This window comes from Archangium minus, assembly GCF_044360475.1.
Classification (GTDB): Bacteria; Myxococcota; Myxococcia; order Myxococcales; family Myxococcaceae; genus Archangium; species Archangium minus.
In genome coordinates this window covers 1,187,762-1,213,444 of sequence record NZ_CP043494.1, presented here as the reverse complement: position 1 = coordinate 1,213,444, position 25,683 = coordinate 1,187,762, and the positions used below count along the sequence as shown (strand labels likewise).

Here is a 25,683-nt window from a genome sequence, read left to right as displayed (position 1 = left end):
GGAGGACCGTGAAACGTGGCCCTCCTGGCTACGCGCGCGGGTCGACCGGCGCGAAGGTGCCAAGCCGTGCTTCAATGGCCGCGGCCGCTTCGAGGCACAAATCCTCGCGGTAGAAGCTGGCGATGACTTGCACGCCTTGCGGAAGTTTACCGGCAAAGTGTGTGGGAACAGCGACCGCTGGCACGCCGACAAAGCTCGTGGCGGTACACAACCGCAGAGCGTTCGCGCACCGAGCGTGCTCCTCGAGCCCATGCGTGTCGTAGCCCACCGGCACGGCCGGCTCCGTGAACACCGGTCCGAGCACGAGGGGATAGCGAGCCAGGAATTGTGCCCAGTCTCGCTGAAGTCCCTGCCGGACCGAGGTCAGCCGCACGTACTCGGCGAGGTCGACGGGGCCACGCAGCGCCATCGCGAGCTCGATATAGCGACGGCCATCCGGAGCCAGTAGCCGCTCGAGCATCGGCCAGCTCAGGTTGAACTCGGTCATGATCATGTGCCCGTACGCGTCGACGGTCTCGGCGAGCCTTGGCACATCCACTTCATCGACCACGTACCCGGCGTCACGGAGCGCAGCCGCGGCCAGCTCCACCGCGGCGCGTACATCCGGGTGAACGCCGAGCCCGCCCGGGTCGGCTGTCATGGCGACGCGGAGCGGGCGCACGAGCGGCGGTCCCTCCAGAGGGGCCGGCACCGCTCGCGGGTCGCGAGGATCCGGGCCCGCGAGCACCTGGCAGGCGATGCGCAGGTCCGCGACGGTGCGCGCGAGCGGTCCGTCCACCGGAATCACCTGGGAGCACAGCGTCAGGTCACGCGGCCCGATGCTGCGGTCGCCCGGGAACCGCCCGTAGCTCGGCTTGAGCGCGGCCACGCCGCCCAGCAGCGCAGGCAGGCGCACCGAGCCACCCGCGTCATTCCCCAGACCGAGGGGCGACATCCCCGTCGCGAGCGCAACCCCCTCCCCTCCGCTCGACCCACCTGGCGAGAGACTCGGGTCCCAGGGGTTCACGGTGTCACCGTAGAGCTGGCTGCGCGTGTGCATGCGAAGCGAGAGGTCCGGCAGGTTGGTGCGAGCCAGGGGGATGGCACCCGCCTCGCGCAGCCGCTGCACCACGGGCGCATCGAGCGGCGCCACGGCGTGACGCAGCGCGGGAACCCCATGCGTGGTCGCCGAGCCCGCTACGTCAAGGTTCTCCTTGGTCGTGAAGGGCACTCCAGCCAGGGGTCCGAGTGCCTCACCCGAGGCGCGCCGGCGATCGACGGCTCTCGCCGCTTCACGCGCGGAGTCAGCGAGGACGTTCGTGACCGCGTTGACCGAGGGATTCACCTCGGAGATCCGGTGCAGGTGGTCGTCCACGACTTCGAGCGCGCTGCACTCTCCGCGCGCAACCATGCCAGCAAGCTCCCCCGCACTCCGCTTCCACAATCCGGTGGCCACGAGATTCGTCTCCTTGCCGGCCAGTGCCTCTCTCGACGAATATTACCCGGGTAAAACAGGGCGTCAATATTACCCGGGCAGAATCCAGCGGCAGCCCCACACCACTACCTTGGACCCAAACCAAGTGGTCCTGAAGGGGAGGAACCGGAAACAGCCACGTCAGGGGGGCCGGAAGCCGCCCTCGCTGCGAATCCGCTCACCCTGGCGGACTACCCCCTCAAGGCGAGCGCGGAGTAAGCGCTCGGTGGACCACACCTTCCGCGTGAGGGAGGAGCCGTTCAGCGTCGCGTTCCAGGAGGTGTAGACATGGGACGCAACACGGAAAGAGTGGACGCAACGCTGGCGAGGGCGGCGGCAAGCAACTACTGGACGGAGGCCGAAGCGCAGGCGGTGCTGGAGGCCTACGAGGCGAGCGGGCTGTCGGTGGCGGAGTTCGCCCGCCGCCATGGGCTTACGCCACAGCGGCTGAGGTGGTGGAAGAAGCGGCGGGCCGGGGAGGCGGGCCCGGCGCTCTCGTTCGTCCCGGTGCACGTCACGGCGCCGCCCTCGCCAGAAGCACGTGGGGCACCGAGCACAGCCAGCATGGAGGTGCTACTGGCCAGGGGCCGGCGCATCCGAGTGGAGCCGGGCTTCGACGCGCACGCGCTGGCGCGGCTGGTGAGGGCGCTGGAGGAAGCATGCTGACACTACCCTCCTCGGTGCGCATCCACCTGGCGAGCCAGCCGGTGGACATGCGCAAGTCCTTCGACGGGCTGTCCTTGCTGGCACGACAGGTCCTGCGAGAGGACCCGCTGAGTGGACACCTCTTCGTCTTCTTCAACCGCACGCGCGACATGGTGAAGGTGTTGTGGTGGCACTCCGGTGGCTTCTGCCTCTTCTCCAAGCGCCTGGAGAAGGGCAGCTTCCGCCTGCCGCGCCCGCTACCGGAGGACACGGGCGCCGTCATCCTGGAAGCGGTGGAGCTCACCCTGCTGCTGGAGGGGATTGATTTGAAGGCCAGTGTCCGCCGGCCTCGCTGGCAGCCCCCACCTGAGAAGTCGGTTGCTTGAGAATACCTCTTGCGTCCTGGGTCCGGGTCATGGCTCATGTCCCGGGACATGAGCGGCGCGGCTCCCGGCAAGAAGACGACGGACGTACACGGCGTGGCGGCGCTGCTGCGCACGCTGCTGGCCGAGGGCCAGGACGAGCAGGTGATTGAGCTGGTGGTGGGCCTGCTCTCGCAATTGGTGGAGAAGAACACCGAGTTGGAGTTGCGGCTGCGCAAGGCGCTGCGCCAGCGGTTTGGCCGCCAAAGCGAGAAGCTCTCCGCCGAGCAACTGTCGCTGTTCCTGGAGCAACTGGGCCAGCAGAACGCCGGGGCCCAAGAGGCGGCGCCGCCCCAGGCCGGGGACGCAGGCGTCGCGGCGGGCTCCACGCCGCCCTCCAAGCCACCCCACAAGGAATCGCGAAAGAAGGAGCGCAAGGGGCACGGGCGCCGCCCGCTGCCCTCCAGCCTGCCGCGCGAGCAGCGCGTCCACCAGCCCCCGCCCGAGGCGCTGCGGTGCGAGGCATGCGGGCGGGACAAGACGTGCTGTGGCCAGGAGAAGAGTGAGACATTGGAGTGGGTGCCTGGCCACTTCAAGGTGATTGAGGAGGTACGGCCCAAGTACGCCTGCCGGCCGTGTGGTGACGGGCTGGTGGTGGCGCCTCCCGCCGACAGGGTGATTGAGGGGGGATTGCCCGGACCGGGCCTGGTGGCCCACGTCCTCGTCTCCAAATTCAAGGACCACCTGCCGCTGCACCGGCTGAGCGGCATCTACGCGCGCCATGGCGTGCAGCTGCGTACCTCGACGCTCTCGGACTGGGTGGCCGCGGGCGCCGACACCCTCCAGCCGCTGGCCCGGGAGGTGGCCCAACGGGCGCTGGCCTCGCACGTGCTGCAGAGCGACGATACGCACCTGAAGGTGCTCGACAGAGAGCACCCCAACGGACTCAAGCGCGGGCACATGTGGGTGTACTTGGGGGACACCACCTGGGCGGCCTTCGTCTACACGCCGGACTGGAAGGAAGAAGGGCCCCTGTCCTTCCTGGACAAGCGTGAGGGCTGGCTGCTGGTGGACGGGTACAAGGGCTACGACAAGCTGTTTACCCGCCAGGGCGCCACCGCGGTGGAGGTGGGGTGCTGGAGCCATGCCCGTCGCTACTTCGTCGAGGCCTTGGACGCCGGTGACACACGAGCGGCGCTGCCGCTCTCTCTCATCGGCCGGCTCTTCGAGGTGGAGCGCGAAGCCGACGAGCAGCAGGTGGAGGAGACCGAGCGGCTGCGCAGGCGTGACACGCTCTCACGCGCTGTCACGGAGCAACTGGGGCGCTGGATGGCCGAAGTCTACAACCGGGAGCCGCCGAAGAGTCCGCTGGCACGGGCGTGCCGCTACGCCATCAACCAGTGGAAGTCGCTGACGCGCTTCATGGAGGACGCGCGCCTGCCGCTGCACAACAACGCCTCGGAGCTGCGGCTGCGGGAGATTGCCGTCGGCAGGAAGAACTACCTTTTCGCCGGCAGCGACGCGGGAGCCGAGCGCGCCGCGTGCGTGTACACGCTGGTGGCCACGTGCGTGCTGGCCGGGGTGGAGCCGTGGGCGTACCTGGCTGACGTGCTGGAGAAGCTCGCCCAGGGCTGGCCGCAGCGCCGTCTCGAGGAACTGCTGCCGCCCATGTGGAAGGCCGCGCGCGCGGCTGCCTCGCAGACGCCCTCCACCTCTTCTGCCGCGACCTGAGCACCGCCCATCCCCGTCGGCAGACCGGCGGGCGGCGCACCCGTTATCACATCTGCGCCGCCCCCCTGCACCGCTCTGCCGAGTGGATACAGCGCGGACCAGCGCTCCCTCGTCACGGCCACGGGAGCGCCGAGTCCTTCAACGGCATGAACCCGGCGTCACCGGCCATCACCTCGGTGGCCACGACGGACCCCTCGGATGCGAGCGGCTACGACTACTGGGAGCACGTCGAGTGGGTCATCGACCAGGCCGGGCAGCGAGGCATCCAGGTGGCGGCGGTGGTGTCCTGGTATGGCTACGGAGGCAGGGACTGGCGGGCCGGTGAGCTCAGACATCCACAATCACCAGCGTGCCGTGGCTTCCCTGCGCCACGGCATGCGGTGTGCCGGCTTCGACCAGATAGAGCTCACCAGCGCGCACGTTGACGGGCTCACCACGCACGGTCAGCGCCATCACGCCGTCCAGCACCAACAGCGCCTCGTTGTAGTCATGGATCTCCTCTTCGTAGGCCAGCGCATCCATCCGCAAGACCTTGATCCGCGCCGGCCCGACCTGGCCGAGCACGCGAGAGCGCCATGCCTCAGGCAGGCTCGCCGCGAACGCATGTAGATTCACTGCCATCACGTCTCACCGCTTTCTGCACATGTTCTCTATCTTTCCCAGGCGGGAAAGGGCTCTTGCAACACGGGTAGGACCTTTTCTAACAGGCGAAGTCCGGTGTGCCCACACAAGGCCTCAGGTACGAGCTCTTTTAAATCCAGGGGTGACCCGAAAATCCGAGCCGCGGACTCCTTTACGGTGAATTCCACCCTGAAGGGAGAGAGGTCCGTCCGCATGAGGAAGCCATTCATCGCGCCGTCCCTGGTCCTGCTGTCCGTGCTGTCCGGTGGTCAATCGTTCGCGCACGGCTCCATGGAGATTCCCATCAGCCGTGTGTACAACTGCTACAAAGAAGGGCCGGAGACGCCCAAGTCCGCGGCCTGCAAGGCGGCGATCGCCTACGGCGGCACGCAGGCCTTCTATGATTGGAATGGTGTCAGGCAGGGAAATGCCAATGACCGGCACCGGGAGATCATCCCAGACGGCAAGCTGTGCAGCGCGGCCAATGAGTCACACAAGTCGCTGGACCTGGCCAGGAACGACTGGCCGGCGAAGCTGATCGCTCCGAACTCGAGTGGCCGGTTCGAGTTCGTCTATCACGCGACCGCGCCCCATGCGGGCCGGTACTTCCAGTTCTACGTGACGCGGGACGGCTACAATCCGCTGCAGCCGCTGAAGTGGTCGGATCTCGAACCGGCGCCGTTCTGCACCATCACGAGCGTTACCCTCCAGAACAACCGCTACACGATGAGTTGTCCATTCCCCACGGGGAAGAGGGGCCGGCACGTCATCTACAACATCTGGCAACGCTCAGACAGCCCGGAGGCGTTCTACGCCTGCATTGATGTGGACTTCGGGAACGCCAGCCTCGCGGCATCCGACTGGAAGGAGCTGGAGCCGGTGCAGGTCCGGGAGGACTTGCGCGCCGGGAGCAAGGTGGTCTTCCGGGTGTTCGACAGCGAGGGCCGGGACGTGGAGCGCCACGAGCTGCGCTTGGAGGAAGAGGTGAGCCCGGCGGCCCGTTGGCTCGCGCGTCTGGCGCGGCAGGTCAACGCGCAGTCCCGGTATGTCCGGGTGGGCGCCCTCGAAGCCGGGGGACAGATCGCTCCCCTCGAGGCAAACCAGGGCAACAGCGTCTATGTCCGAGACGCGGGGTATCGCATCCAGATCGACATCGAGAAGCCGGTGAACAGCAAGCCCTCGCGCTAGGGTCGCGCCACCGGCCTTCTCAACGCTCCGCGAGCCAGCGATCCAGCCATGCGCGCACGCGCCTGGGCAGGTAGTGGACCAGGCGCGTGCGCACCCGCCGCAGCAAGGCCCCGCGCTCTTCGATGAGCCGGGCCTGGGCCGCGATGGTCTCGTCCCGCTCGCGGAGGATACCCTCCATCCTCTGCATGCTGGCCCCGCGCTCCTCGATGAGCCGAGCCTGGGCCGCGATGGTCTCGTCCCGCTCGCGGATCATCCCCTCCATCTGCTGCATGCCGGCCCAGCGCTCCTCGATAAGCCGAGCCTGGGCCGCGATGGTCTCGTCCCGCTCGCGGATCATCCTCTCCATCTGGCCCATGGCGCGCCACCGGGTGTCGAGCATCCACTTCCAGCACTCGCGCACCTGCTTCCACAGCAGCGAGGGGGAGTGCGTGCTCGCCTCGTAGGTGGCAGCAAGCGCCTGGGTGCAACGGGTGGCGGCATCCAGGAACTCCACCGCGACGCGCAAGGGGAAGCGCAGCGGCTGCTCAGGCCGGCCCACGTACTCCTTCCAATCCACCCCGAGGAGTTTCTCCGCCTCGGCCACACCGCGCCGCCAGGCCTCACGTGCCGCCGCGGGCTCTCCCAGCGCCCACGACAGCAGCCCCGCGTGGAACCAGGCCTCCACTGTCTTGGTTCCAATCGTGGGGCTGAAGGGCCGCCAGTCCAGGGTGGCGCACGCTTCGAAGGTGTCGCGTGCTGCGCGCAGCTCACCCACCTTGCGCAGCAGGCAGGCGAGCAGGAAGGAGAGCGAGATGCGCCAGCGCAGCTCGTGCGGATTCCGGGCATCCGGGGACAGGTTGCGGCGGAGGTCGGCGATGAAGGCTCGCACCTGCGCTTCCGGCGCCTGCGGATCTCCGAGCACCTGGTAGCCGAGCACCGCCAGGGCCGCACTCTGGTCCGGTGAGCCGACACGGGCCTGTGCAAGGCAGGTGTCCGCGAAGCGGCGCAGCACCTGCGGGCTCGCGGCGCGCGTGGGGTACTCCACCAGGCCTCGCACCAACCACGGGTTGTCGTAGTCACGCCCAAAGGCGAGCAGGTTCTCCGGAGGCGACGAGTACGGGTAATACACCTCTGAGAAAGGAACCCCGCGGCCTTCATTGGGGTCGACCATCGCCACCAGCACCCACGCCTCCGCGTCGAGCGCGCTGGAAGGCTCAACCGGCACCTGGCTCAGGCGCCGGGGTGAGTGGCCCGACTTCCCACCGAGACCCGTCACCTGCCGCCAGGCCGCCTCGAGGTGGAAGTGCGTCTGAAGCTCGCTCTTGAGCCGCTCCCGGGAGTAGGCATCGGGCACGCCCACCACCACGCGGCCCCCGGGACGCAGCACGCGGCGCACCTCGGACAGGAAGCGCTCGGGGTGGGGCACGTGCTCAAGCGCCTCGAAGGCGACGACCAGATCCACGGAGCCTTCTGACAGGGACGCCAGCGACTCCCCGCCACGTGGCTCGAAGGAAAGACGGCCGGCATCGTGCGCGAAGCAGGCACGTGCGTAGGCGGTGGCGTCGTCCGAGGGCGTGAGGCCCACGACGCGGCTCGCCCCGGTGCGGCACCGCAGCAGGTGCGAACCAGCGCCCCTACCGCACGCGACATCGAGGACGACATCTCCATCACGGACGTAGCGGCTGGCCAGCGCGTAGCGAGCCACGTGCGCCTCAGAGCGCCGCCCACTCTCGCGCAACGGGTCCTCGCGCGGAGACCCGAGCGCCGCCAGCGGCCAGGTGGCCAGCGCCGCCGCGGGAACCTTCTCCAGCAACAGGGTGAGGACGGGGCCCTCTCGCTCCAACGACTCGTAGGGCACCAGCTCGTCGAAGGCGGGATGCTTGCGGAAGCCGGCCTCGAAGAAGCGCTCCTCCCACCAGGCCCGCTCCCGCCGGGTGCTTGCCCAAGCGGCTCCGTCGCCGGAGTGGACGCGCACATAGGCATGGTGCCGGCTCACCCGGTAGAGCTCGGCGAGGGCGGCGGGGACGTCCTCCTCCGCCAGGAACTCCAGACTCCCGGTCGCCGTGACGGTGTCGAAGGACTCGTCGGGAAAGGGCAACGCCAGCAGAGAGCCCTCCCCAAAGCGTTCCGACGCGAAGCGGTTGGCCTCCGCAACGGCCCGCGGGGAAATGTCCACCCCCCGGGCATCCACCCCCTGCCCCAGCAGGGTACGAACGAGCAGGCCCAGGCCGCAGCCCACATCCAGCACGGAGCCCAGCCCACAGGCCGTCAAAACCTGCTCGGCGACGGCTTGAGCCTCCTCGAGCCCCTGCTGCGGGCCCCAGTGCTCAGCCCAATAGCGTTCGCCTTCCGAGCGATAATCCTTCACGAAACCCACTCCAGAAGGTTTCGCGGCGCTCAGTCAAGAAAGCAGTGGAGCTGGTGTCCTCCATCCACGTCCCAGATGGCGCCCGTCACGAAGCCGCCCGTCTTCTCGTCGAGCAGCGTCAGGGCATGCCGCGCGATCTCCTCGGGGGTGGCCACACGCTTGATAAGGCTATTCCTGAGCGTGTCCTGCTCGAGCGTCGGCATCATCTTCTCCGCGGTGGTGAAGGCGGGAGTCCTCGTGGCGCCGGGGCTCAGGCAGTTGACGCGAATCCCGCGATCGGCGAGCTCGATGGCCCACGTCTGGACCAGGTGCTGCAACGCCGCCTTCATCGCTCCGTAGAGGGAGAGGTACGGCACGGTGCGGCGCCCCGCCGACGACGAGATCATCAGGATGGCCGCGCCCTGGCGCCCGCTCAGCGCCTTCACCGCCGCGTTGGTGAACGCCACCGTCCCCCGCACATTCACGGAGAACATCGCGTCCACGTCCTCCAGGGAGACGGCCCCAATCATCCCGGAGCGAAGGAGCCCCGCGTTGTTCACGAGCAGATCCAACCCTCCGTGGCGGCTCACCGCCGCTTCCACGGCGCGCTCGGCCGTCTCCGATTGCGAGACATCTCCCACCACGTACGAGGCGTGGGGCCCCAGCTTGCTCACGGCCTCCGCGAGCTTGTCCTCTCGCCGGGCCACCAGCACCACCCGCGCGCCTTCCTCGACGAGCCCGGCCGCAATCGCAAACCCGATTCCCTCACTCCCACCCGTGATGACCGCTGACTTTCCCGCGAAGCGCATGAAGACTCCGGAACGCCACGCTCGAAAAAGGCGTGGTGGTCATCGAGGCTAGCGCGGGTTTCACTCCACTGACAACATGGCAACCCGGGCGGAATCCCAGCGTCCGTCACAAGGGTGACGTCAGGTGAAACGCACCCTGTCGGCCAGATGGTCGAGAAACACACGCACGCGAGCCGGCAGGTGCCCGCCCTGGCCAAGGAAGACGGCGTGCACCGGCTCGGTGTCCCCTGGGTTGCAGTCCTCCAGCACGGGCAGGAGTCGGCCCGCCGCGATGTCGTCCTTCACTTGGAAGGCAGCCAGCCGAGCAAGGCCGAGACCTGCCAGCGCGAGGTGACGCAGCGCCTCACCGTCGCTCACTCGAGCGTTGCCGACGGGTGCAACGGTCACCTGGGCACCGCGCTCCATCAGCGGCCAGCCCTCGACGGCGCGCGCATACCCAAACCCCAGCCGATTGTGTGACTCCAGTTCACCAGGTGTCTTGGGCATCGCGAAGCGCTGGAAATAGGCCGGCGCTCCAACGATGACCATCCGCGTCTCGCCGAGCTTGCGCGCGATGAGCCGCGAGTCCTTCAGCGGCCCGGCGCGGATCGCCACGTCCGTGCGCTCATCGAGCAGGTCAATCACCTGGTCGGTCAGGACGATGTCCAGGGAGATCGCCGGATATCGGGCCAGGAACTCCGGGACGAGCGGCAGGAGGAAGTGCCTGCCGAAGGGCACGTTGGCGTTGACGCGTAACCGCCCCCCCGGGACCTCACTCGTCGCCACTCCCCGCTCAGCCTCCTCGAGTTCCGCGAGGAGACGAACGCTCCGCTCGTAGAAGGTGCAGCCTTCCGGTGTGAGCCGGAGAGCACGGGTCGAGCGATTGACGAGCCGAGCCCCCAAGCGCTGCTCGAGGCGGGCAACGAGCTTGCTCACCGCCGAGGGCGTCATGCGGTACGCCCGGGCCGCGGCCGAGAAGCCGCCCAGCTCGACCACCCGCACGAAGACTTCCATCTCGCCGAAGCGGTTGACGTCCAAACGAGCCATCGTGAGCTCAACTCACAAGTCCTGTTCCGTGCTGCGGTCTACAGCACGGGTGCCGTGTCGACCATATCAGGGGCGCCATCCACGGGAGGAAGTCATGAGCACGCAGAACAAGGTCGCCCTCGTCGTCGGAGCCCAGGGGGTCATCGGCCGCAACCTCATGGAGCACCTCGCGACGCTCGGCGACTGGGACATCATCGGCCTGTCGCGGCGAGGCGGAGCGTCAGCGGGCCGCATCCGGCACGTGGCGGTCGACCTGCTCGATCGCAACGACTGCCGCGAGAAGCTGGGCGGTCTCACCCGAGTGACGCACCTCTTCTACGCCGCGTACCAGGATCGGCCGACCTGGGCCGAGCTCGTGCCGCCCAACCTCGCCATGCTCGTCAACGTCGTCGACGCCATCGAGCCGATTGCGCCCGGCTTGCGACATGTCAGCCTGATGCAGGGCTACAAGGTCTACGGCGCACATCTGGGCCCGTTCAAGACGCCAGCCCGCGAAACCGATGCCCACCACATGCCGCCCGAGTTCAACGTGGACCAGCAGCTCTTCCTTGAGAAGCGGCAGAAGGGCAAGGACTGGAGCTGGTCGGCGATCCGCCCATCCGTGGTGTGCGGCTTCGCGCTCGGCAACCCGATGAACCTGGCCATGGTGATCGCCGTCTACGCCGCGATGTCGAAGGAGCTCGGGCTGCCCTTGCGCTTCCCGGGCAAGCCGGGCGCATACCACTCGCTGCTCGAAATGACAGACGCGGGGCTCCTGGCGCGGGCAACCGTCTGGGCCGCGACTCACGAGCGCTGCGCCAACCAGGCCTTCAATATCAACAACGGCGACCTCTTCCGCTGGAGCGAGATGTGGCCGAAGATCGCCCGCTTCTTTGACCTCGAGGTGGCGCCACCCCTGCCCATGTCGCTCGACGTCGTCATGGCTGACAAGGAGCCGCTCTGGAATGCCATGCTCGAGAAGCATGGGCTCGAACGGCACGCCTACAAGGACGTGTCCTCCTGGCGCTTCGGCGACTTCGTCTTCTCCTGGGACTACGACATGTTCGCCGATGGCTCCAAAGCGCGTCGGTTCGGCTTCCACGAGTACGTCGACACCGAGGCGATGTTCCTGGACATCTTCGCGGACTTCCGCCGACGCAAGGTCATTCCCTAAACCGAGCCTCGCGGCCAGCGCCCCCATCAAAGCGCTGGCCGCGGGCTCGACGAACGGCACCCTCTGCCGTTCTACCCATCATCCCCGGGTGCTCACGGCTCTTCCGGGCCGAAACAGCTATTGTTGATGCAGAGGTCGGAAGGCAAAGAGCAGCCGCCGCAGTTGCTCCCGGATATAGAACGCTCAGTCCATTATTGCATATCGCTCATCCGTGCTCAGCGTGGATTCGCGGAGGAAGAGAAAGTCTTTACCTCTGAGAATAAACCATCCATGCAAAACTTTACATGGATGGCTCATGCGGACGACACGGCTAGGCCAGAACCTCTTCCAGGAAAGTCCGCATCGCGGTCCAGGAGCGCCGGTCGGCTTCAGGGTGATGGACGATGCCGCGCTCGGGCATGTTCGCCCCCTTGAAGGTGAAGGCGTGCTGAGCGTGTCCGTAGGCGTGGAGCTCCCAGGGCGCCCTCGCCTCGGTCAGCTCGCGCGTCACCGCCATCACATCGGCCGGAGGTGCCAGCGGATCGTCCCAGCCGTGGAGCAGCAGCACCCTGGCGGAGATGGGCCCCTGCGCCCCAAGGTTCGGCGGCTGGAACACGCCGTGGAAGCTCACGACGCCACGAAGGTCCGGCGGCGCGGCTCGTGCCAGATCCAGGACGCAGAGCCCACCGAAGCAATAGCCAATGGCTGCGATGCGGCCGGTGTCGACCGCAGGGTGTCTCCGGGCCGCGGCGAGCCCCGCCAACAGGCGCCGGCGCAACAGCGCCCGGTCCGCCATCAGCGGGCCCATCAGCCCTGAGTTGTCCCCGGTCTCGGACCCGCGTATGCCCTTGCCGTAGACATCGAGGGCGAAGCCGACATAGCCGAGCCTCGCTACCTTCTCTGTCATGGCACGCATGGCCCCGTTCAAGCCGCTCCACTCGTGAGCGACGAGGACGCACGGACGCGGGCCAGTCGTGTCCGCAGGGGAGGCAACGTAGGCTTCGAAGACGGAGTCCGCCTCGGTGTAGTCGAGGTACTCGGTGCGCAGTTCTGACATGCCGCACTGTCTATCACTGGCGGCAGTGCAACTGGGTGCACCTGGTGAACCAGGGACTTCCTTTACCCTCACCCCGACCCTCTCCCTCTGGGCTGAGGATTGCACACGCTAGGCAGGCGGGGGGGCGGCGGAAAGGAACTGGGCAAGGGAGAAGCCCGCGACGTAGTCGCGCAGCCGTTCGTAGCCGCGCCAGAGGACGAGCCAGCCCGGAGGGCGCTTCTGCGGGTTGGCCATGTAACCGCCCAGGGCGGCGATGAGCAGCAGGGCCTGACGAAGCGTCAGCGCCCCTTGCAAGGGCATGCGTGGAGAGAGTTGGGGTGCCATGGCTTGGAGCACTTGCACCTCGGCCGGAGCCAGCACTGCGTCGGCGGGCTCATCCGGGAGGGTACGGCTCAGGGTGCGCAGGCGCAGCAACTTGACGGAGGTCAGCAGGGTGAGGGCGAGCAGGTTCTCCAGGTGCTCGCGTGCCTCGTGCTGACGCCCCTCCAGTCGGCAGCCCGTCTTCAGGGCCTTGTGCAATTCCTCAATGCCCCACCTCTTCTGGTAGGCCGTCACTGCGCCCCAGGCCGCCTCCTCACTTTCAATGGGCGCGTTGCTCAGCAGCAGCCACTCCACGGCTTTCTGTCCCTGTGGCGGCGCCTCTTCGCGCACCAGTACGCCCACACCCGCACCGGCTGCCCACCCTGGCGCCCGGGGGGCAGCAGCGTGAGGGGGGCATAGCGCAGCGACAGCGTGGCGTCGCGTGCCGTGCGCGCCACCCTGTCGGCCCGGGCTGGCTGGGCCGACACGTGCAACGGCCGGCTGCCCACCACGGGTAACCCTTCCAGGGTGGCCCACAGCTTCCCCCCTTCCCCCTCCACTCGCCTGTCCTGGCCGGCGCGCACCAGCAGCTGAAAGCCCTCGCCGGTCGCGCGGGAGAGCAACTCGAAAATGTCTCCTTCGGCGTCGATGATGTGCAGCAGCCGCCCTGGCTCTCCCACGCGCTCTTCGGCCTCCACCAGGGCCCGCCACCACAAGACGCTCTCCTTCTGCTCGAAGGGCCGCTGCTTTCTGCTCTTGGCCTTGCCCCTTTGCGCGGCCGGGCGCTCCCAGGTGCACGCTCCCAGCACTCCAAAGGCGGCGCCGTCCGTCTGCACCACCAACGCCGTCTGCACGAAGAAGCCCTGACAGACGGGGTTGCCCACCTGTCCTACCCCGCTCATGGACAGGTGACTGAGTTCCACCTCGGTCCGGTCGTGCACGCACAGCGCCACTTCTCCCGCCAGCCCTTGTGCCACCGCCTTGCCCACTGTCTGGGCCGCCGGCTCCAGCAGCCTCTGGAAGCTGACGTCTTCATTCTCCACCATCCGGTAGGCCCCCATTCGCTCCGCCCGGCTGGTGCCCAATCGATTGAGGGTGACCCCAGGCTGCCCCTCCATCAGGTGAAGGGTGTGCAGCAGCCTGTCCCTCAGCCACACCTCGTCCTGGGGACCGAAACTCCCGGCCGGATAGAGAACCTCGTACGTCAGATACAATGCGGCAGCGTCCATGGGCTGCCTCCCTATCGGACCCTACCGCTCAAGTCATGCGCCTTCCTGCTTGCCCACCCCTTGCTCCCTCTCTCCCTCTGCGTGTGCATTCTTCAGCCCGGAGGGAGAGGGAGGGGTTCTCGGGTTTACCGCTTCACTGCTACTGCGTCACTGCTCCGCCTCAGCTCTTCGTGAGCGGACGGTAGCGGATGCGGTGCGGCTCCAAGGCCTCGGGGCCCAGCCGCTTCTTCTTGTCCGCCTCGTAGTCCTGGAAGTTGCCCTCGAAGAAGAACGCTCGGCTGTCTCCCTCGAACGCCAGGATGTGCGTCGCGATGCGATCCAGGAACCAGCGATCGTGGCTGATCACCACCGCGCACCCCGCGAAGTTCAGCAGCGCCTCCTCCAGGCTCCGCAGCGTCTCCACGTCCAGGTCGTTCGTCGGCTCGTCCAGCAGCAGCAGGTTGCCGCCGCTGCGCAGCATCTTCGCCAGGTGCACCCGGTTGCGCTCGCCTCCCGACAGGTCCTTCACCCGCTTCTGCTGGTCCTGTCCCTTGAACGCGAAGCCCGCCAGGTAGGCGCGGCTCGGCATCTGCCCCGCTCGGCCCAGGTCGATGTAGTCCAGTCCGTCGCTCACCTCCTGGAAGACGGTCTTCTCGCCATCCAGCGCGTCACGGCTCTGGTCCACGTACGCCATCTTCACCGACTCGCCAATGCGCAGCTCGCCCGCGTCCGGCTTCTCCTGGCCCGTCAGCATCCGGAACAGCGTCGTCTTACCTGCACCGTTGGGGCCAATCACTCCCACGATGCCACCCGGCGGCAGCTTGAAGTTCAGGTCGTCGATGAGCAGCCGCTCCCCGTACGCCTTGCGCAGGCCCTTGGCCTCCACCACCAGCCCCCGGAGCTGAGGCCCAGGCGGAATCGTCACCTCGCCCGTCGGGTCTCGCTTCTCCTGCGTCTGGTTGAGCAGCTCCTCGTACGCCGTGATGCGGGCCTTGCTCTTGGCCTGGCGCGCCTTCGGCGACGCGCGCACCCACTCCAGCTCGCGCTTGAGCGTCTTCTGCCGCGCGCTCTCCGCCTTCTCCTCCAACTCCAGCCGCTTCTGCTTCTGCTCCAGCCAGCTCGAGTAGTTGCCCTTCCAGGGCACCCCCTCGCCGCGGTCCAGCTCCAGAATCCACTCCGCCGCGTTGTCCAGGAAGTAGCGGTCGTGGGTGATGCAGACGATGGTGCCCTTGTACTCCTTGAGCGCCTGCTCCAGCCACGCCACGCTCTCGGCGTCCAGGTGGTTGGTGGGCTCGTCGAGCAGCAGCAGGTCCGGCTTCTCCAGGAGGATCCGGCACAGCGCCACGCGGCGCTTCTCACCGCCCGACAGCTTCGTCACATCCGCGTCCCCCGGCGGCAGGCGCAGCGCGTCCATCGCCATCTCCAGGGTCCGGTCCAGCTCCCAGCCGTTGCACGCGTCGATGGCGTCCTGCAGCTTGCCCTGCTCGGCCAGCAGCTTCTCCATGGCCGCGTCATCCATGGGCTCGGCGAACTTCGCGCTCACCTCATTGAAGCGGTCCAGCAGCGTGCGGATGGGCTTGAGGCCCAGCTCCACGTTGCCCCTCACGTCCAGCGAGGAATCAAGCTGCGGCTCCTGTGCCAGGTAGCCCACGCGCGCGCCCGGGTCCGGCTTGGCCACGCCGAAGAACTCGGTGTCCACGCCCGCCATGATGCGCAGCAGCGTCGACTTACCCGACCCGTTCGGGCCGATGACGCCAATCTTCGCGCCCGGGAAGAAGGACAGGTAGATGCCCTTGAGGATCTCCTTGCCTCCCTTGACCTTGCGCAGGTCCTGCATGGTGAAGATGAAGTTCTGGGCCATCGTGCTCTTTCTGCCTCCGACTCGGTGACGTGGACGCAGGCGGATACCAAGGAGCGCAAGCCGGCTCAAGGCGCTCGGCTGCTCGCTCGCGCTTCCCGGACACAGGTGTTCCGGGCTTCCGCCTCTTCCGGCAGAGAACAGTGCGTGTCCTACGCCACGTCCACCCCCCTGCGCACATTTCCTCGGAGCCCTGCCGCTCCCCTGCTCCCCAGGCGGACTCCGCATCCCCGCCTCCCCATCCCGCCCAAAGAGGAACCGCGCTCCCTCAACTCCACCGCTGCAGTGCCCGCATGCACCGCTCCAAACTCTCGCTCCGCTTCGCTGCCAGTAGGGGTTGCCACTGAGTACCGGCGAATTCGATGATGCGGCCCGTGTAACCTGGACCCACATGAGCTCCTGAACCCAGCGCAGGAACCATGTCTTGCCGGATAGCACGCGACCGGGAATGCTTCGCGAGTTCGATTAAGAATTGCTTTGGGTGGGGCAATGTCTCCGGCTCAGCCGGAACGCGTGAAGGAGTCACCTGAAGGAAGCGGCTCATTCCGTCTCGGTCCGCCATCAGCCACGACTCTATTGAACGTACGACCACCCTCATGCACATTTGTGCGGCAGGCTCTGGAATGAGCCGCTCCACCAACTTTGGAGCGCAGGGAGCGTCATGGTCCAGATCCCGCAGAATGAGCCATGGCCCATGTTTGGCGGCATGATTGTAGCCAGGCAGGGCCTTGTCCAAGGCACCTTTCCCTCGTGCCCCATAGACCGCCCCCATTCCGAGACCCACGGATTCCAGCAGGCGCCGAGCCACAACGGCATCATGATCCCCCTCCACCGCCACCGTGACGATCTTCGCCCGCATTCTCACTCCCCAAAAAGGGCAAGCTGGTCAGCATCGCGTGGAGCCGTGTGAGGCAGAACCACCTCACCCATAGGCAGTCCACCTTCGAGGAGAGGGCGAATTTCCTTTACCTTCCTCGCCTCCCGTATCTTCGTCCCCTCCTTCATCGGGAAGAGCAACAAGACTTCGTTCATTCCGATCCCCGGATCCATCAGCAGATCTGCCGAGTGAGTACTCACGAGCATCTGACGACCCTGCTTACGGTTGATACGGGCCATGATGCGCGGCAGATAGCGAGCTACAGAGACATGGAGCGACAGTTCAGGCTCTTCAAGCAACAGCGGTCCGGACCCATCCAGCATCGCCCACAACAGTCCCAGCAGACGCAGCGTCCCGTCGGAGAATTGGTCCTCCGTCTGCCAACCTGCATTGGGTCTCCAATGCCTGTAGAGCCCCTTCAAGTGGGGTACCCCCTTCTGGTCCCGCTCCATCTTCAAATCCTCGAGCTGAGGGACCGCCACTTTAAGAGCGTCTTTGATACGCCGGAGACGGGAATCCAGTGTCTTCTGCGGTGTCGTCGCAAGCTGCTCGAGGAAATCCCCTCCGTAAGGATCGCGCTTGTGCCCTACGGAGCGCTCCGGCTCTCGCACCAATTGCGGAACGATGTGCAAGTAACGTATCTGCGAAAAGAACTCCGCGAGCGCGCGGAAACGTTTATTGGCATTCACCTGCTCCAGGTGGGTCTGGGTCAGGCGACTCCGATCCGAACGATCCTCCTTGTCCGGTCTCTCGAGCACGACCTCATCCCCTCGCCGGACAATTTCCCTGCGGACAATGGGTCGTCGCTGTGTGTCCTGGTTGAATTCCAACAGATAGGACCACGACTCCCCCTCTGCCGAGAGCATGTCGACCTCAATGAGGACGTTGGGGTCGACACGCGCGGCAAGTGAGCGGATTCGCGATACCCCCTGCCGCTCCGAAACGGCCCGCTGGAAGCCGCCTTGAGACTCGGCAATGTCGCGCAAGAAGCGGAAGGCATCGAGAAAATTCGACTTACCCGAGGCGTTCGGCCCGACGAGGAACATGCGCTCCTGCAAGTCGACGTCCACGTCCACGAAGTTCCGCCAGTTCTTGAGCCGGATACGGGTGAACCGCATGCAAGGACTCCTCCGCTCACCCATCGCCATGAACAGCGTATCGCGAGGGCTCGTGCCACCTGGGTGTCGTGTAGCTCAAGCCGGATACTAAGGACCCATGGCTGGCGCAAGGCGCTCGATTGCCTGTCCGTACTGAAGGGACGACCGCTCAGCCACACAACGGGGCCGCCGCGCAGCAGCTAGGCGTGGAGCGGCTTCGCCGGGACAGTTCCCCTTCCCGCGCGGATGCCAGCAGCTGGTCATCAAGGAAAGTGCCGAGGCGAGACTGCGAGTGCGCTGGCTTCACCCCCAGCATTCCAGCTCCATTGGAATGCTCTCGGGCCTTTTCGGGAGCCGTGGTGGTGGTAAAGGCCTCCCCACTATGTCCTCCCCCCCCGCGCTCGAGCTGCAGGGTCTCACGAAGTCCTACGGCGGCAAGCTCACGGCCCTCTCCGACGTCAACCTCAGCATCCGTCCCGGGGAGATCTTCGCCCTGCTCGGCCCCAACGGCGCCGGCAAGACGACGCTGATCGGCTCGGTGTGCGGGCTGGTGAAGAAGACGAGCGGGAAGATCCTCGTCTTCGGGCACGACCTGGACGTGGACCCGGTGCGCCCGCGCTACGAGGTGGGGCTGGTGCCGCAGGAGATCAACTTCGATCCCTTCTTCACGGTGGCCGAGTCGCTCTACATCCAGCAGGGCTACTACGGGCAGCGCCGGGACGAGGCGCGGGTGATGGAGGTGCTCACCGCGCTCAACCTGCAGAACAAGGCGGACTCCATCACCCGGGCCTTGTCGGGCGGAATGAAGCGCCGGCTGCTCATCGCCAAGGCGCTGGTGCACAAGCCGCGGCTCGTCTTCCTGGACGAGCCCACCGCGGGCGTGGACGTGGAGCTGCGGCGCGACTTGTGGAACTACGTGCGCAAGCTGGCCGCGGAGGGCACCACCATCGTCCTCACCACGCACTACCTGGAAGAGGCCGAGGAGCTGGCTGACCGCGTGGGCGTCATCAACGAGGGCAAGCTGCTGCTGGTGGAGGAGAAGAAGGCCCTGCTGCGACGGCTGGGCGAAAAGCGCCTCATCGTCGCCTTCACCGAGCCGGTGAGCACGCTGCCCGAGTTCGTGCGCAAGGCCGGCGCCACGCTGTCCGCGGACGGCCGCACCCTCACCTATCCCGAGCGCGAGGGCTGCGCTCCCGCAGGCGACATCCTGCGCACCCTCTACACCCAAGGCCTCCCGGTGAGTGACGTGGAGACGCGACACTCGCGCCTGGAAGACATCCTCATCGACATCCTGCGCGGCAAGCCCGCCGCCACGCCCGCAGCCTGAGCGTCCCACTCCCTCCCCCGACACCCACCATGAACACCCTTGGGATGAAGACCCTGCTGGTGAAGGAGGTCCGGCGCTTCATGCGCGTGCCGGGCCAGACGGTCCTCTCACCGCTCATCAGCACCTCGCTCTACTTCCTCGTCTTCGGCTACTCCCTGTCCGGCCGCGTCCATCAGGTGGAGGGCGTGTCCTATCTGGAGTTCATTGTCCCGGGCCTCGTCTTCCTGGGCCTGGCCAACAACGCCTTCCTCAACAGCAGCTCCTCGCTGTTCATCAACAAGATGCAGGGCACCATCGTGGACCTGCTGGTGGTGCCGCTGGGGCCCCTGGAGCTGATGGCCGGCTTCATCGGTGGGGCCATGGTGCGCGGGCTCATGGTGGGCTTGCTCACCTGGGGGGTAGCCACCCTCTTCACCGGCTTCCGCCTGGAGCACGCGCCCGTCACGCTCCTCTTCCTGCTGCTGTCCTCGTACACCTTCAGCGTGCTGGGAATCCTGGCGGCGGTGTGGGCCGAGAAGTTCGAGCAGATCAACTTCTTCCCCACCTTCGTCATGCTGCCGCTCACCTTCCTGGGCGGCATTTTCTACTCAGTGCGTGAGCTGCCCTCGCCGTGGAATCACATCAGTCTCTTCAACCCCATGGTGTACATGGTGGAAGGACTGAGATACGGAATGCTGGGCCGTAGCGGCTTCCCGCCACTGTTGGGCTCTAGTATCCTGGTGGCGTTAGCACTGGTTGCAACCATCGTGGCGTGGGCCGCGTTGCGTTCTGGCTACAAACTGAAAGCCTGAGTGTGCGTCCCCCTGCTTGCCTGCCTGCCCAGCAAGGGATGTAGGGGACAGGACATTCGCGGATTCTTGGAAGCCGGGGTATTGTGACGCATCATGGCCGTCCCCTTTGGCAAGTACCTGTTGTTACGCAAGATTGCCTCCGGCGGGATGGGCCAGGTGTTCCTTGCGCTCGAGCGGGGCGCGGGTTTTGAGCGACTTGTTGTCCTCAAACTAATCCTGCCACACCTGGCCGAGGACGAAGAGTTCCTCACGATGTTCCTCGATGAGGCCCGGCTGGTGGCGCGGCTGGCGCACCCCAACCTCATCACCATCCTGGACCTCACGGAGATCAACGGCCGGCACTGCCTGGCCATGGAGTACGTGCAGGGCGATGACGTGCGACGGCTGGAGAAGTTCGCGCGCACGGAAGGCAAATCGCTGCCGGAGGGGCTGGGGCTGCGCATCATCGCTGAGGCGGCGGCGGGGTTGCACTACGCGCACCAGGCGAGGGATCAGCAGGGCCGGCCGCTGCAGCTGGTGCACCGAGACGTGTCGCCGCAGAACATCCTGGTGGGCTTCGACGGAGGCGTGAAGGTCATCGACTTCGGAGTGGCCAAGGCGGCGGGGAGTGTGTCGTACACGGCCACCGGGGTACTCAAGGGGAAGTACCCGTACATGTCGCCGGAGCAGGCCAATGGCCTCCCGGTGGACCCGCGCAGCGATCTGTTCTCCCTGGGTGTGGTGCTGTGGGAGCTGCTGACAGGCCGTCGCCTCTTCAAGGGCGAGTCGGATTTGATGACGCTGCGGCTGGTGCGCGACTGCCAGGTGCCGCTGCCTTCGCAGCTCAACCCGAAGCTGCCACCGGGGGTGGACGCGCTGGTACTCAGGGCGCTGGCGCCCACGCCCGAGGGCCGCTACCCGGACTGCAGCGCCTTCCGGCTGGCCATCGAGGACTACATCCTCCAGCACCAGCTCCCGGCCAGCAACGCGCACCTGTCCGCCTGGCTGCGAGAGGCGTACGCGGAGCGCATCGCTCGCGAGGCAGATCCGGCCAACCTGGATCAGCTGCCCGAGGACGCGGACCTGGACGCGAAGTCCAACCCGTCGCGCAGCAGCGTGCGCTCGCAGTCGCAGAAGCTTGAGCCCCCGGCCGCCGCGCTCGAGGGAACGCTGGTCGTCCCGCCTCCGAAGCCGCTGGAGGAGGTGAAGACGCGCCATACGCAGACGCTCCTGCCGGCGGTCACCGTGTCGCGGCGGCGCATCCCCTGGGTGCCGGTGGTGGCCTCCGTGGGCGCGCTGCTGGTCGCCGCGGGGGGCGCCATCATCTACCTGCGCCAGCACCCGACCGACAACCCGCCGGTAACCGTCCCCCAGCAGGGCCCGCAGCAGCAGGCACAGGCCGAGCCGCCCAAGCCCGAGCGTCCGGAGCCTCAGCCCGTGAAGTTGAAGGTGCTCTCGGAGCCGGCGGGCGCGCTGGTGGTCGTGGATGGGAAGCATTTCGGTGAGACGCCCATGGACCTGCCCCTCGCTCCGGATGCGCCTCCTGTGACGCTGGCGCTGAAGCTGGATGGCTACGAGCCGGTGTCGCAACGGGTGTCCGCCGGCAATGCGCCCGAGGTCTCGGTGAAGCTCACGCCGAAGCCCACGACCCAGAAGCCGCCACGCCGCACGGGCCCGCTGCTCGACATCAAGAAGGGCCGCTGAGCTCCCACGGCGTATCCTCGCCGTCATGCCGTGGCCCTTCCTTCCTCACCGCCCCCTCGCGACCGCCGCCCTCTTCGCCACCCTCGCCCTGCTCACGGGGTGTACGTCGGCGACGTGGAGCACCCGAAAGCACCCGGCCGTGGACGCGCTCTTCTCCGCCTATGACAACCCGGAGGTCCCCGGCGCCAGCGTCGTCGTGATCCACGAGGGACACGTCGTGCTCAGCCGAGCCTACGGACTGGCGGAGCTCGACTCGCGCACCCGCGCAACGCCGGAGAGCCAGTACCGCCTCGCCTCGCTCACCAAGCAGTTCACAGCCACGGCCGTCATGCGCCTGGTCGAGGAGGGCAAGCTCCGTTACGACGATCGCGTGGTCGACGTGCTCCCCGGCTTCCCCGCGTACCTGCGCGAGGTCCGCATCCGACACCTGCTCCACCACACGTCGGGCATCTGGGACTACGAGGCCTTCGTCCCCAAGCACCAGACCGTGCAGGTGAAGGATCGCGACGTCCTCGAGCTCCTCGCGCGCTCGGACCGCACGCACTTCCCGCCCGGGAGCGCGGTGCGCTACAGCAACTCCGGGTACGCAGTGCTTGCCCTCATCGTGGAGCACGTCGGAGGGATGCCCTTCGCGAGGTTTCTGCGCGAGCGCGTCTTCGCTCCGATCGGCATGAACTCGGCGGTCGCGTATGAGGCGGGCATCTCCACGGTGCCACGGCGGGCCTACGGCTATGTGGCCGAGGCTCAGGGCTTCCGCCCGCGCGACCAGAGCCCCACCAGCGCCGTGCTGGGAGATGGTGGCATCTACGCGTCCGTGGCGGAGCTGGTCGCGTGGGATGCGGCGCTGGACGCGAACACGCTCGTGGGTGCGGACACCCAGAAGCTCGCGTGGACCCCCGCGGTGCTGCCAGATGGCTCGTCCGCACGTTATGGGTTCGGGTGGTTCATCGACGAGGATGAGGGCCGGGTGCGCCTCTCGCACCATGGCGAGACGTGTGGCTTCACCAACGCCATTGTGAAGTACCCGGAGCAGCGGATCACGGTCATCGTCCTGACGAATCGCGCTGGCGGAGAGCCGTGGAGGCTCGCGCAACGGCTCGCGGACTTGTGGCTCCCACCTGCCTCGGCGGACGGACGACATGCACCTGTCGAGACGCGCGCGTGGCCCTTCGAGACAATGCCCAACGCGCGGTGAGCACAGGTGTACTCCAGGGGGGAAATACCCTCACCCTAGCCCTCTCCCAAAGGGAGAGGGGACATCCACGGGCTCTCGGATTCTGTCCAAGAACTTCGTGGACACTTAGCGCCGCTGGCCGTTGTCGGGCTCGAGCACTTCGATGGAGGTTACGACGCGGACGCCTCCCTCGTTGCGGAAGTGCGTGCGGATGGGCGTGCCCTCTCGCAGTTGGTCGAGCGCGAGCGGTTGTCGCCCCTCCTGACGGATGGGAACCCGGTCCTCGTCCTTCACGACGACCTGCACCAGGGGTTCCTTCCGGCCCACCTCGAGCGTGATGACGTTGCCAGTGGCGCCCCTCACCGTGCCGTTGATGAAGCCAGAGTCCTGCTCGGTGAAGTGGTCCCCGGGCGTGGCCTCCTCCTCGACAGCCTGAAGCTCCGGGGGCGTAGGGTCCTCGGCCGCCCACGCACCGAAGGCGAGCGTGGCCACGGTGAGCCCGGCGAGTACGGTCCGTGAGCGCATGACAGACCTCCTTGCGGCAAGGGTGCGTCTGGCATCAGGCCCCGCCAACTCGCGCCTGCCCTCCAGGACACCGGGCGACCCTCATGACTGCTTGGGCTTCGATGGTCAAACTTGACCATGCCCGAGTGGGCAAGCTCAGCCGAAGTGCTCGCGAAACGCGCGCAGGTTGGGGCCCTCTCCGTTGCGCTCGTACACGGCGAACACCACCCGCTCGAAGGCGCCCGGGAGCGCGGCCAGCCCCCTCGCGAAAGCCTCTGCCACCTCCCGTGGGTCGTTCCGGAAGACACCACAGCCCCACGCCCCGAGGACCAGGGTCCGGTGACCGTGATGTGCCGCGACCCGAAGGACATTCAAGGCCCGCGCCTCGAGCACCTCGCGGATGCGCGGGCGCGACCCGGGGTCACGCTTGAGCGCCTCGCCCGCATTGGGCGCCGGTGCGGTGATGATGGACACCCGGAACGGTCGCTCCAGCAACTCCAACTGCTCATCCCTGAAGAAGGGCACGTCCGGCGAGTAGATGAGGTGGTCCGTGTAGAGCATCGAGGGCTCTTCACGGTTGAGGGTGTAGTAGTCCGGCTGGGTGAGAAGGCAGTTGTAGAGCGCCGAGCAACGCGCGAGGTCCTCCTCCTGGGCCTTCGCCCCACCCAGAAAGCCGCCCCCCGGGTTCTTCGCCGAGGCGAAGTTGAGCGCGAGGACACGCGCTACGCCCTCCGCCTCGATGAGCCGGCGTGACGCCGCTCCCGTCTTCTCGGGCGTCACCTCGATGCGCGGAGCGCCTCCTCCCGAGGGAGTTGACGCCAGCGCCTCGAAGTCCCCAGGCCGATAGAGCACCGTGCCCCGCGCAGCCTGCGCCACCTCTTCCCGAAGGGAGACGGTCCGCCCCGAGGGCGTCACGTACTCCCCTTGCTCCACAATCCGAACCGTCTCCTTCGCAACTCCCGTGAGCGACATGACCCCGAGCTCCTCTTCCAGGTAACACCCCGCGAGGGATTCGTACGGGGTTCGTGTTCTCTACACACGAACATTACCGCGCAAGCCTGACAGGGATGGAGCCCCCACCCGCCCCGGTCAGGCTCCGCCGCCCGTGGCGTAGTGCAGCGCCAACAGCACCGCCAACACATACACCACCGGGTGCGCCTCGCGCGGGCGCCCCGACAGCAGCTTCAGCGCCGCGAACGACACGATGCCCGCGCTGATGCCATTCGCGATGGAGTACGTGAAGGGCATCAGGGCAATCGTCAGGAAGCCCGGCAGCGCCTCATCCATCCGGCTCCACTCCAGCTCGCGCGCCCCACCCATCATCAACGCGCCCACCACCACCAGCACCGGCGCCGTCGCCACCGGAGGAATCGCCGCCAGCGTCGGCACGAAGAAGAGCGACAGCAGGAAGAGCACCGACACCACCACCGCCGTCAGCCCCGTGCGCCCACCCTCCTCGACTCCTGCCGCCGACTCGATGTAGCAGGTCACCGTGCTGGTACCGAACGCCGCTCCGGCCACTGTGCCCACCGCGTCCGCCATGAAGCCCCGGCCTGCTCCCGGCAACTCCCCGTTCGGCTTCAGGAAACCACCCACACGCCCTACGCCCAGCAGCGTGCCCGCCGTGTCGAACACGTCCACGAAGAGGAACGCCAGCATCACCGTCAGGAACTTCCCCGTCAGCACCTGCGAGAAGTCGAACGCCCAGAACGTCTCCCGCGGGAGGCTCGGCACGCTCACCCACGCCTCCGGCGCCTTCGCCAGCCCCGTCACCCACGCCGCCACCGCTACCGTCGCAATGCCAATCAGCAGCGCGCCCTTCACCTTGCGCGACGACAGCACGCCGATGATGACCAGGCCCACCAGCGCCAGCAGCGGCACCGGCGCGTGCAACACCCCGAGCTGCACCAGCGTGGCCGGGCTGTCCACCACCAGCCCCGCGTTCCTCAACCCGATGAGCGCCAGGAACAGGCCAATGCCCGTGGTGGTCGCCAGCTTGATGGGCGCCGGAATGGCTCGGAGGATGAGGGTGCGGATGCCGCCGTAGGACAGCACGATGAACAGCAGGCCCTCGACGAACACCGCCGTCAGCGCGAAGCGCCAGTCCACGCCCAAGCCCTTCACCACGCCATAGGTGAAGTAGGCGTTGAGCCCCATGCCCGGCGCCAACGCGAAGGGGAAGTTGGCGTACACCCCCATGAGCAACGTGCCGAATGCCGCGCCCAGGGCCGTGGCCACCGTCACATCCGAGACCGGCATCCCCGCCTCGGAGAGAATCTGCGGGTTGACCAGCAGGATGTAGGCCATGGTCAAGAAGGTCACCAGGCCCGCGCGCAGCTCCGTCCCAATGGACGAGCCCCGCTCACGGATGAGGAAGAAACGCTCGAGAGCTTCCATGGGCGCCATATAGACGCCCGCCCGCTCGCCCCCAACCTTTATGTGGCTGGCTGCCTGGGGGGGTGCAGTGGCGGGGAGGGGCTTGGGCGCGTGCGCTTCCAGTCCCTGTTGCCCGCG

General features: G+C 67.1%; 22 protein-coding genes. 9 read left to right on the top strand and 13 right to left on the bottom strand.

Annotation, left to right across the window (positions count from 1 at the left end; genetic code table 11):
• Nucleotides 1-28: 28 nt before the first annotated feature.
• Complete coding sequence (locus F0U60_RS05135) at nucleotides 29-1,435, bottom strand: amidase (protein ID WP_395814736.1); 1,407 nt, start codon at nucleotides 1,433-1,435, stop codon at nucleotides 29-31.
• A 306-nt stretch (nucleotides 1,436-1,741) separates the two neighbouring features.
• Between F0U60_RS05135 and tnpA the strand changes: the two genes are divergently transcribed.
• From tnpA to tnpC, 3 genes are read left to right on the top strand one after another with little or no spacing between them, the layout of a single operon-like run.
• A complete protein-coding gene (gene tnpA, locus F0U60_RS05130) occupies nucleotides 1,742-2,119 on the top strand; it encodes an IS66 family insertion sequence element accessory protein TnpA (RefSeq protein ID WP_395804314.1) in 378 nt (125 codons plus the stop codon).
• Nucleotides 2,113-2,484: an IS66 family insertion sequence element accessory protein TnpB gene (tnpB, locus tag F0U60_RS05125; RefSeq protein WP_395804316.1), complete on the top strand. Its 372-nt coding sequence runs from the start codon at nucleotides 2,113-2,115 to the stop codon at nucleotides 2,482-2,484. The genes tnpA and tnpB overlap by 7 nt, the downstream gene beginning before the upstream one ends.
• A 36-nt stretch (nucleotides 2,485-2,520) precedes the next feature.
• Entirely contained in the window at nucleotides 2,521-4,191 is a 1,671-nt protein-coding gene (gene tnpC / locus F0U60_RS05120) for an IS66 family transposase (protein ID WP_395806806.1), read from the top strand.
• 327 nt (nucleotides 4,192-4,518) lie between these two features.
• Here the strand turns inward: tnpC and F0U60_RS05115 are convergent, their stop codons facing one another.
• Nucleotides 4,519-4,812: a cupin domain-containing protein gene (locus F0U60_RS05115; RefSeq protein WP_395814732.1), complete on the bottom strand. Its 294-nt coding sequence runs from the start codon at nucleotides 4,810-4,812 to the stop codon at nucleotides 4,519-4,521.
• Nucleotides 4,813-5,025: 213 nt separating this feature from the next.
• On the opposite strand from F0U60_RS05115, the gene F0U60_RS05110 reads away from it, so the two are divergent.
• On the top strand, nucleotides 5,026-6,000 hold the full coding sequence (locus F0U60_RS05110) for a lytic polysaccharide monooxygenase (protein WP_395814729.1): 975 nt from the start codon (nucleotides 5,026-5,028) through the stop codon (nucleotides 5,998-6,000).
• A 19-nt stretch (nucleotides 6,001-6,019) separates the two neighbouring features.
• Here the strand turns inward: F0U60_RS05110 and F0U60_RS05105 are convergent, their stop codons facing one another.
• The 3 genes from F0U60_RS05105 to F0U60_RS05095 form a co-directional block, all read right to left on the bottom strand.
• Complete coding sequence (locus tag F0U60_RS05105; protein WP_395814726.1) at nucleotides 6,020-8,347, bottom strand: class I SAM-dependent methyltransferase; 2,328 nt, start codon at nucleotides 8,345-8,347, stop codon at nucleotides 6,020-6,022.
• 29 nt (nucleotides 8,348-8,376) lie between these two features.
• Nucleotides 8,377-9,135 carry an SDR family NAD(P)-dependent oxidoreductase gene (locus F0U60_RS05100; protein ID WP_395814722.1) on the bottom strand — a complete coding sequence of 253 codons (759 nt, stop codon included), beginning with the start codon at nucleotides 9,133-9,135 and terminating at the stop codon, nucleotides 8,377-8,379.
• A 120-nt stretch (nucleotides 9,136-9,255) separates the two neighbouring features.
• Nucleotides 9,256-10,161 (bottom strand): LysR family transcriptional regulator, encoded by a 906-nt coding sequence (locus tag F0U60_RS05095; protein WP_395814719.1) that lies wholly within the window; start codon nucleotides 10,159-10,161, stop codon nucleotides 9,256-9,258.
• Between the two features lie 94 nt (nucleotides 10,162-10,255).
• On the opposite strand from F0U60_RS05095, the gene F0U60_RS05090 reads away from it, so the two are divergent.
• Nucleotides 10,256-11,314 carry an SDR family oxidoreductase gene (locus F0U60_RS05090; RefSeq protein ID WP_395814716.1) on the top strand — a complete coding sequence of 353 codons (1,059 nt, stop codon included), beginning with the start codon at nucleotides 10,256-10,258 and terminating at the stop codon, nucleotides 11,312-11,314.
• 310 nt (nucleotides 11,315-11,624) lie between these two features.
• Here F0U60_RS05090 and F0U60_RS05085 read toward each other — a convergent pair whose 3' ends face one another.
• The 5 genes from F0U60_RS05085 to F0U60_RS05065 all read right to left on the bottom strand — a co-directional run bounded on the left by F0U60_RS05085 (nucleotide 11,625) and on the right by F0U60_RS05065 (nucleotide 17,711).
• On the bottom strand, nucleotides 11,625-12,350 hold the full coding sequence (locus F0U60_RS05085; protein ID WP_395814713.1) for a dienelactone hydrolase family protein: 726 nt from the start codon (nucleotides 12,348-12,350) through the stop codon (nucleotides 11,625-11,627).
• Between the two features lie 108 nt (nucleotides 12,351-12,458).
• Entirely contained in the window at nucleotides 12,459-12,965 is a 507-nt protein-coding gene (locus F0U60_RS05080; RefSeq protein ID WP_395804454.1) for a hypothetical protein, read from the bottom strand.
• A complete protein-coding gene (locus F0U60_RS05075; protein WP_395814710.1) occupies nucleotides 12,947-13,879 on the bottom strand; it encodes a hypothetical protein in 933 nt (310 codons plus the stop codon). The genes F0U60_RS05080 and F0U60_RS05075 overlap by 19 nt, the downstream gene beginning before the upstream one ends.
• Nucleotides 13,880-14,039: 160 nt before the next feature.
• On the bottom strand, nucleotides 14,040-15,719 hold the full coding sequence (ettA, locus tag F0U60_RS05070; protein WP_395814707.1) for an energy-dependent translational throttle protein EttA: 1,680 nt from the start codon (nucleotides 15,717-15,719) through the stop codon (nucleotides 14,040-14,042).
• 858 nt (nucleotides 15,720-16,577) lie between these two features.
• On the bottom strand, nucleotides 16,578-17,711 hold the full coding sequence (locus F0U60_RS05065; protein ID WP_395814703.1) for an AAA family ATPase: 1,134 nt from the start codon (nucleotides 17,709-17,711) through the stop codon (nucleotides 16,578-16,580).
• Between the two features lie 361 nt (nucleotides 17,712-18,072).
• Here F0U60_RS05065 and F0U60_RS05060 point away from each other — a divergent pair, with 361 nt between their 5' ends.
• From F0U60_RS05060 to F0U60_RS05045, 4 genes are all read left to right on the top strand, one after another.
• Entirely contained in the window at nucleotides 18,073-19,017 is a 945-nt protein-coding gene (locus F0U60_RS05060) for an ABC transporter ATP-binding protein (RefSeq protein ID WP_395814701.1), read from the top strand.
• A gap of 44 nt (nucleotides 19,018-19,061) precedes the next feature.
• Nucleotides 19,062-19,808, top strand: coding sequence for an ABC transporter permease (locus F0U60_RS05055; protein WP_395814698.1), 747 nt, complete (start codon nucleotides 19,062-19,064; stop codon nucleotides 19,806-19,808).
• 93 nt (nucleotides 19,809-19,901) lie between these two features.
• Nucleotides 19,902-21,491 (top strand): serine/threonine protein kinase, encoded by a 1,590-nt coding sequence (locus F0U60_RS05050; RefSeq protein WP_395814696.1) that lies wholly within the window; start codon nucleotides 19,902-19,904, stop codon nucleotides 21,489-21,491.
• A gap of 25 nt (nucleotides 21,492-21,516) precedes the next feature.
• Complete coding sequence (locus F0U60_RS05045; protein ID WP_395814693.1) at nucleotides 21,517-22,686, top strand: serine hydrolase domain-containing protein; 1,170 nt, start codon at nucleotides 21,517-21,519, stop codon at nucleotides 22,684-22,686.
• Nucleotides 22,687-22,791: 105 nt separating this feature from the next.
• Here F0U60_RS05045 and F0U60_RS05040 read toward each other — a convergent pair whose 3' ends face one another.
• The 3 genes from F0U60_RS05040 to F0U60_RS05030 form a co-directional block, all read right to left on the bottom strand.
• Complete coding sequence (locus tag F0U60_RS05040; protein ID WP_395814690.1) at nucleotides 22,792-23,190, bottom strand: hypothetical protein; 399 nt, start codon at nucleotides 23,188-23,190, stop codon at nucleotides 22,792-22,794.
• A 135-nt stretch (nucleotides 23,191-23,325) separates the two neighbouring features.
• The gene (locus F0U60_RS05035; RefSeq protein WP_395814687.1) at nucleotides 23,326-24,141 is read right to left on the bottom strand and encodes a TIGR02452 family protein; all 816 of its coding nucleotides are present in this window, start codon (nucleotides 24,139-24,141) and stop codon (nucleotides 23,326-23,328) included.
• 117 nt (nucleotides 24,142-24,258) lie between these two features.
• A complete protein-coding gene (locus F0U60_RS05030) occupies nucleotides 24,259-25,566 on the bottom strand; it encodes an NCS2 family permease (RefSeq protein WP_395814684.1) in 1,308 nt (435 codons plus the stop codon).
• Between the last annotated feature and the right edge of the window lie 117 nt (nucleotides 25,567-25,683).

Coding starts and splice junctions, on each gene's coding strand:
- F0U60_RS05050 (WP_395814696.1), top strand. CDS start 19,902: ATGGCCGTCCCCTTTGGCAAGTACCTGTTGTTACGCAAGATTGCCTCC.
- F0U60_RS05110 (WP_395814729.1), top strand. CDS start 5,026: ATGAGGAAGCCATTCATCGCGCCGTCCCTGGTCCTGCTGTCCGTGCTG.
- F0U60_RS05040 (WP_395814690.1), bottom strand. CDS start 23,190: ATGCGCTCACGGACCGTACTCGCCGGGCTCACCGTGGCCACGCTCGCC.
- tnpC (WP_395806806.1), top strand. CDS start 2,521: ATGTCCCGGGACATGAGCGGCGCGGCTCCCGGCAAGAAGACGACGGAC.
- F0U60_RS05115 (WP_395814732.1), bottom strand. CDS start 4,812: ATGGCAGTGAATCTACATGCGTTCGCGGCGAGCCTGCCTGAGGCATGG.
- F0U60_RS05065 (WP_395814703.1), bottom strand. CDS start 17,711: ATGCGGTTCACCCGTATCCGGCTCAAGAACTGGCGGAACTTCGTGGAC.
- ettA (WP_395814707.1), bottom strand. CDS start 15,719: ATGGCCCAGAACTTCATCTTCACCATGCAGGACCTGCGCAAGGTCAAG.
- F0U60_RS05055 (WP_395814698.1), top strand. CDS start 19,062: ATGAAGACCCTGCTGGTGAAGGAGGTCCGGCGCTTCATGCGCGTGCCG.
- F0U60_RS05045 (WP_395814693.1), top strand. CDS start 21,517: ATGCCGTGGCCCTTCCTTCCTCACCGCCCCCTCGCGACCGCCGCCCTC.
- F0U60_RS05030 (WP_395814684.1), bottom strand. CDS start 25,566: ATGGAAGCTCTCGAGCGTTTCTTCCTCATCCGTGAGCGGGGCTCGTCC.
- F0U60_RS05100 (WP_395814722.1), bottom strand. CDS start 9,135: ATGCGCTTCGCGGGAAAGTCAGCGGTCATCACGGGTGGGAGTGAGGGA.
- F0U60_RS05085 (WP_395814713.1), bottom strand. CDS start 12,350: ATGTCAGAACTGCGCACCGAGTACCTCGACTACACCGAGGCGGACTCC.
- F0U60_RS05090 (WP_395814716.1), top strand. CDS start 10,256: ATGAGCACGCAGAACAAGGTCGCCCTCGTCGTCGGAGCCCAGGGGGTC.
- F0U60_RS05075 (WP_395814710.1), bottom strand. CDS start 13,879: ATGGACGCTGCCGCATTGTATCTGACGTACGAGGTTCTCTATCCGGCC.
- tnpA (WP_395804314.1), top strand. CDS start 1,742: ATGGGACGCAACACGGAAAGAGTGGACGCAACGCTGGCGAGGGCGGCG.
- F0U60_RS05035 (WP_395814687.1), bottom strand. CDS start 24,141: ATGTCGCTCACGGGAGTTGCGAAGGAGACGGTTCGGATTGTGGAGCAA.
- tnpB (WP_395804316.1), top strand. CDS start 2,113: ATGCTGACACTACCCTCCTCGGTGCGCATCCACCTGGCGAGCCAGCCG.
- F0U60_RS05060 (WP_395814701.1), top strand. CDS start 18,073: ATGTCCTCCCCCCCCGCGCTCGAGCTGCAGGGTCTCACGAAGTCCTAC.
- F0U60_RS05095 (WP_395814719.1), bottom strand. CDS start 10,161: ATGGCTCGTTTGGACGTCAACCGCTTCGGCGAGATGGAAGTCTTCGTG.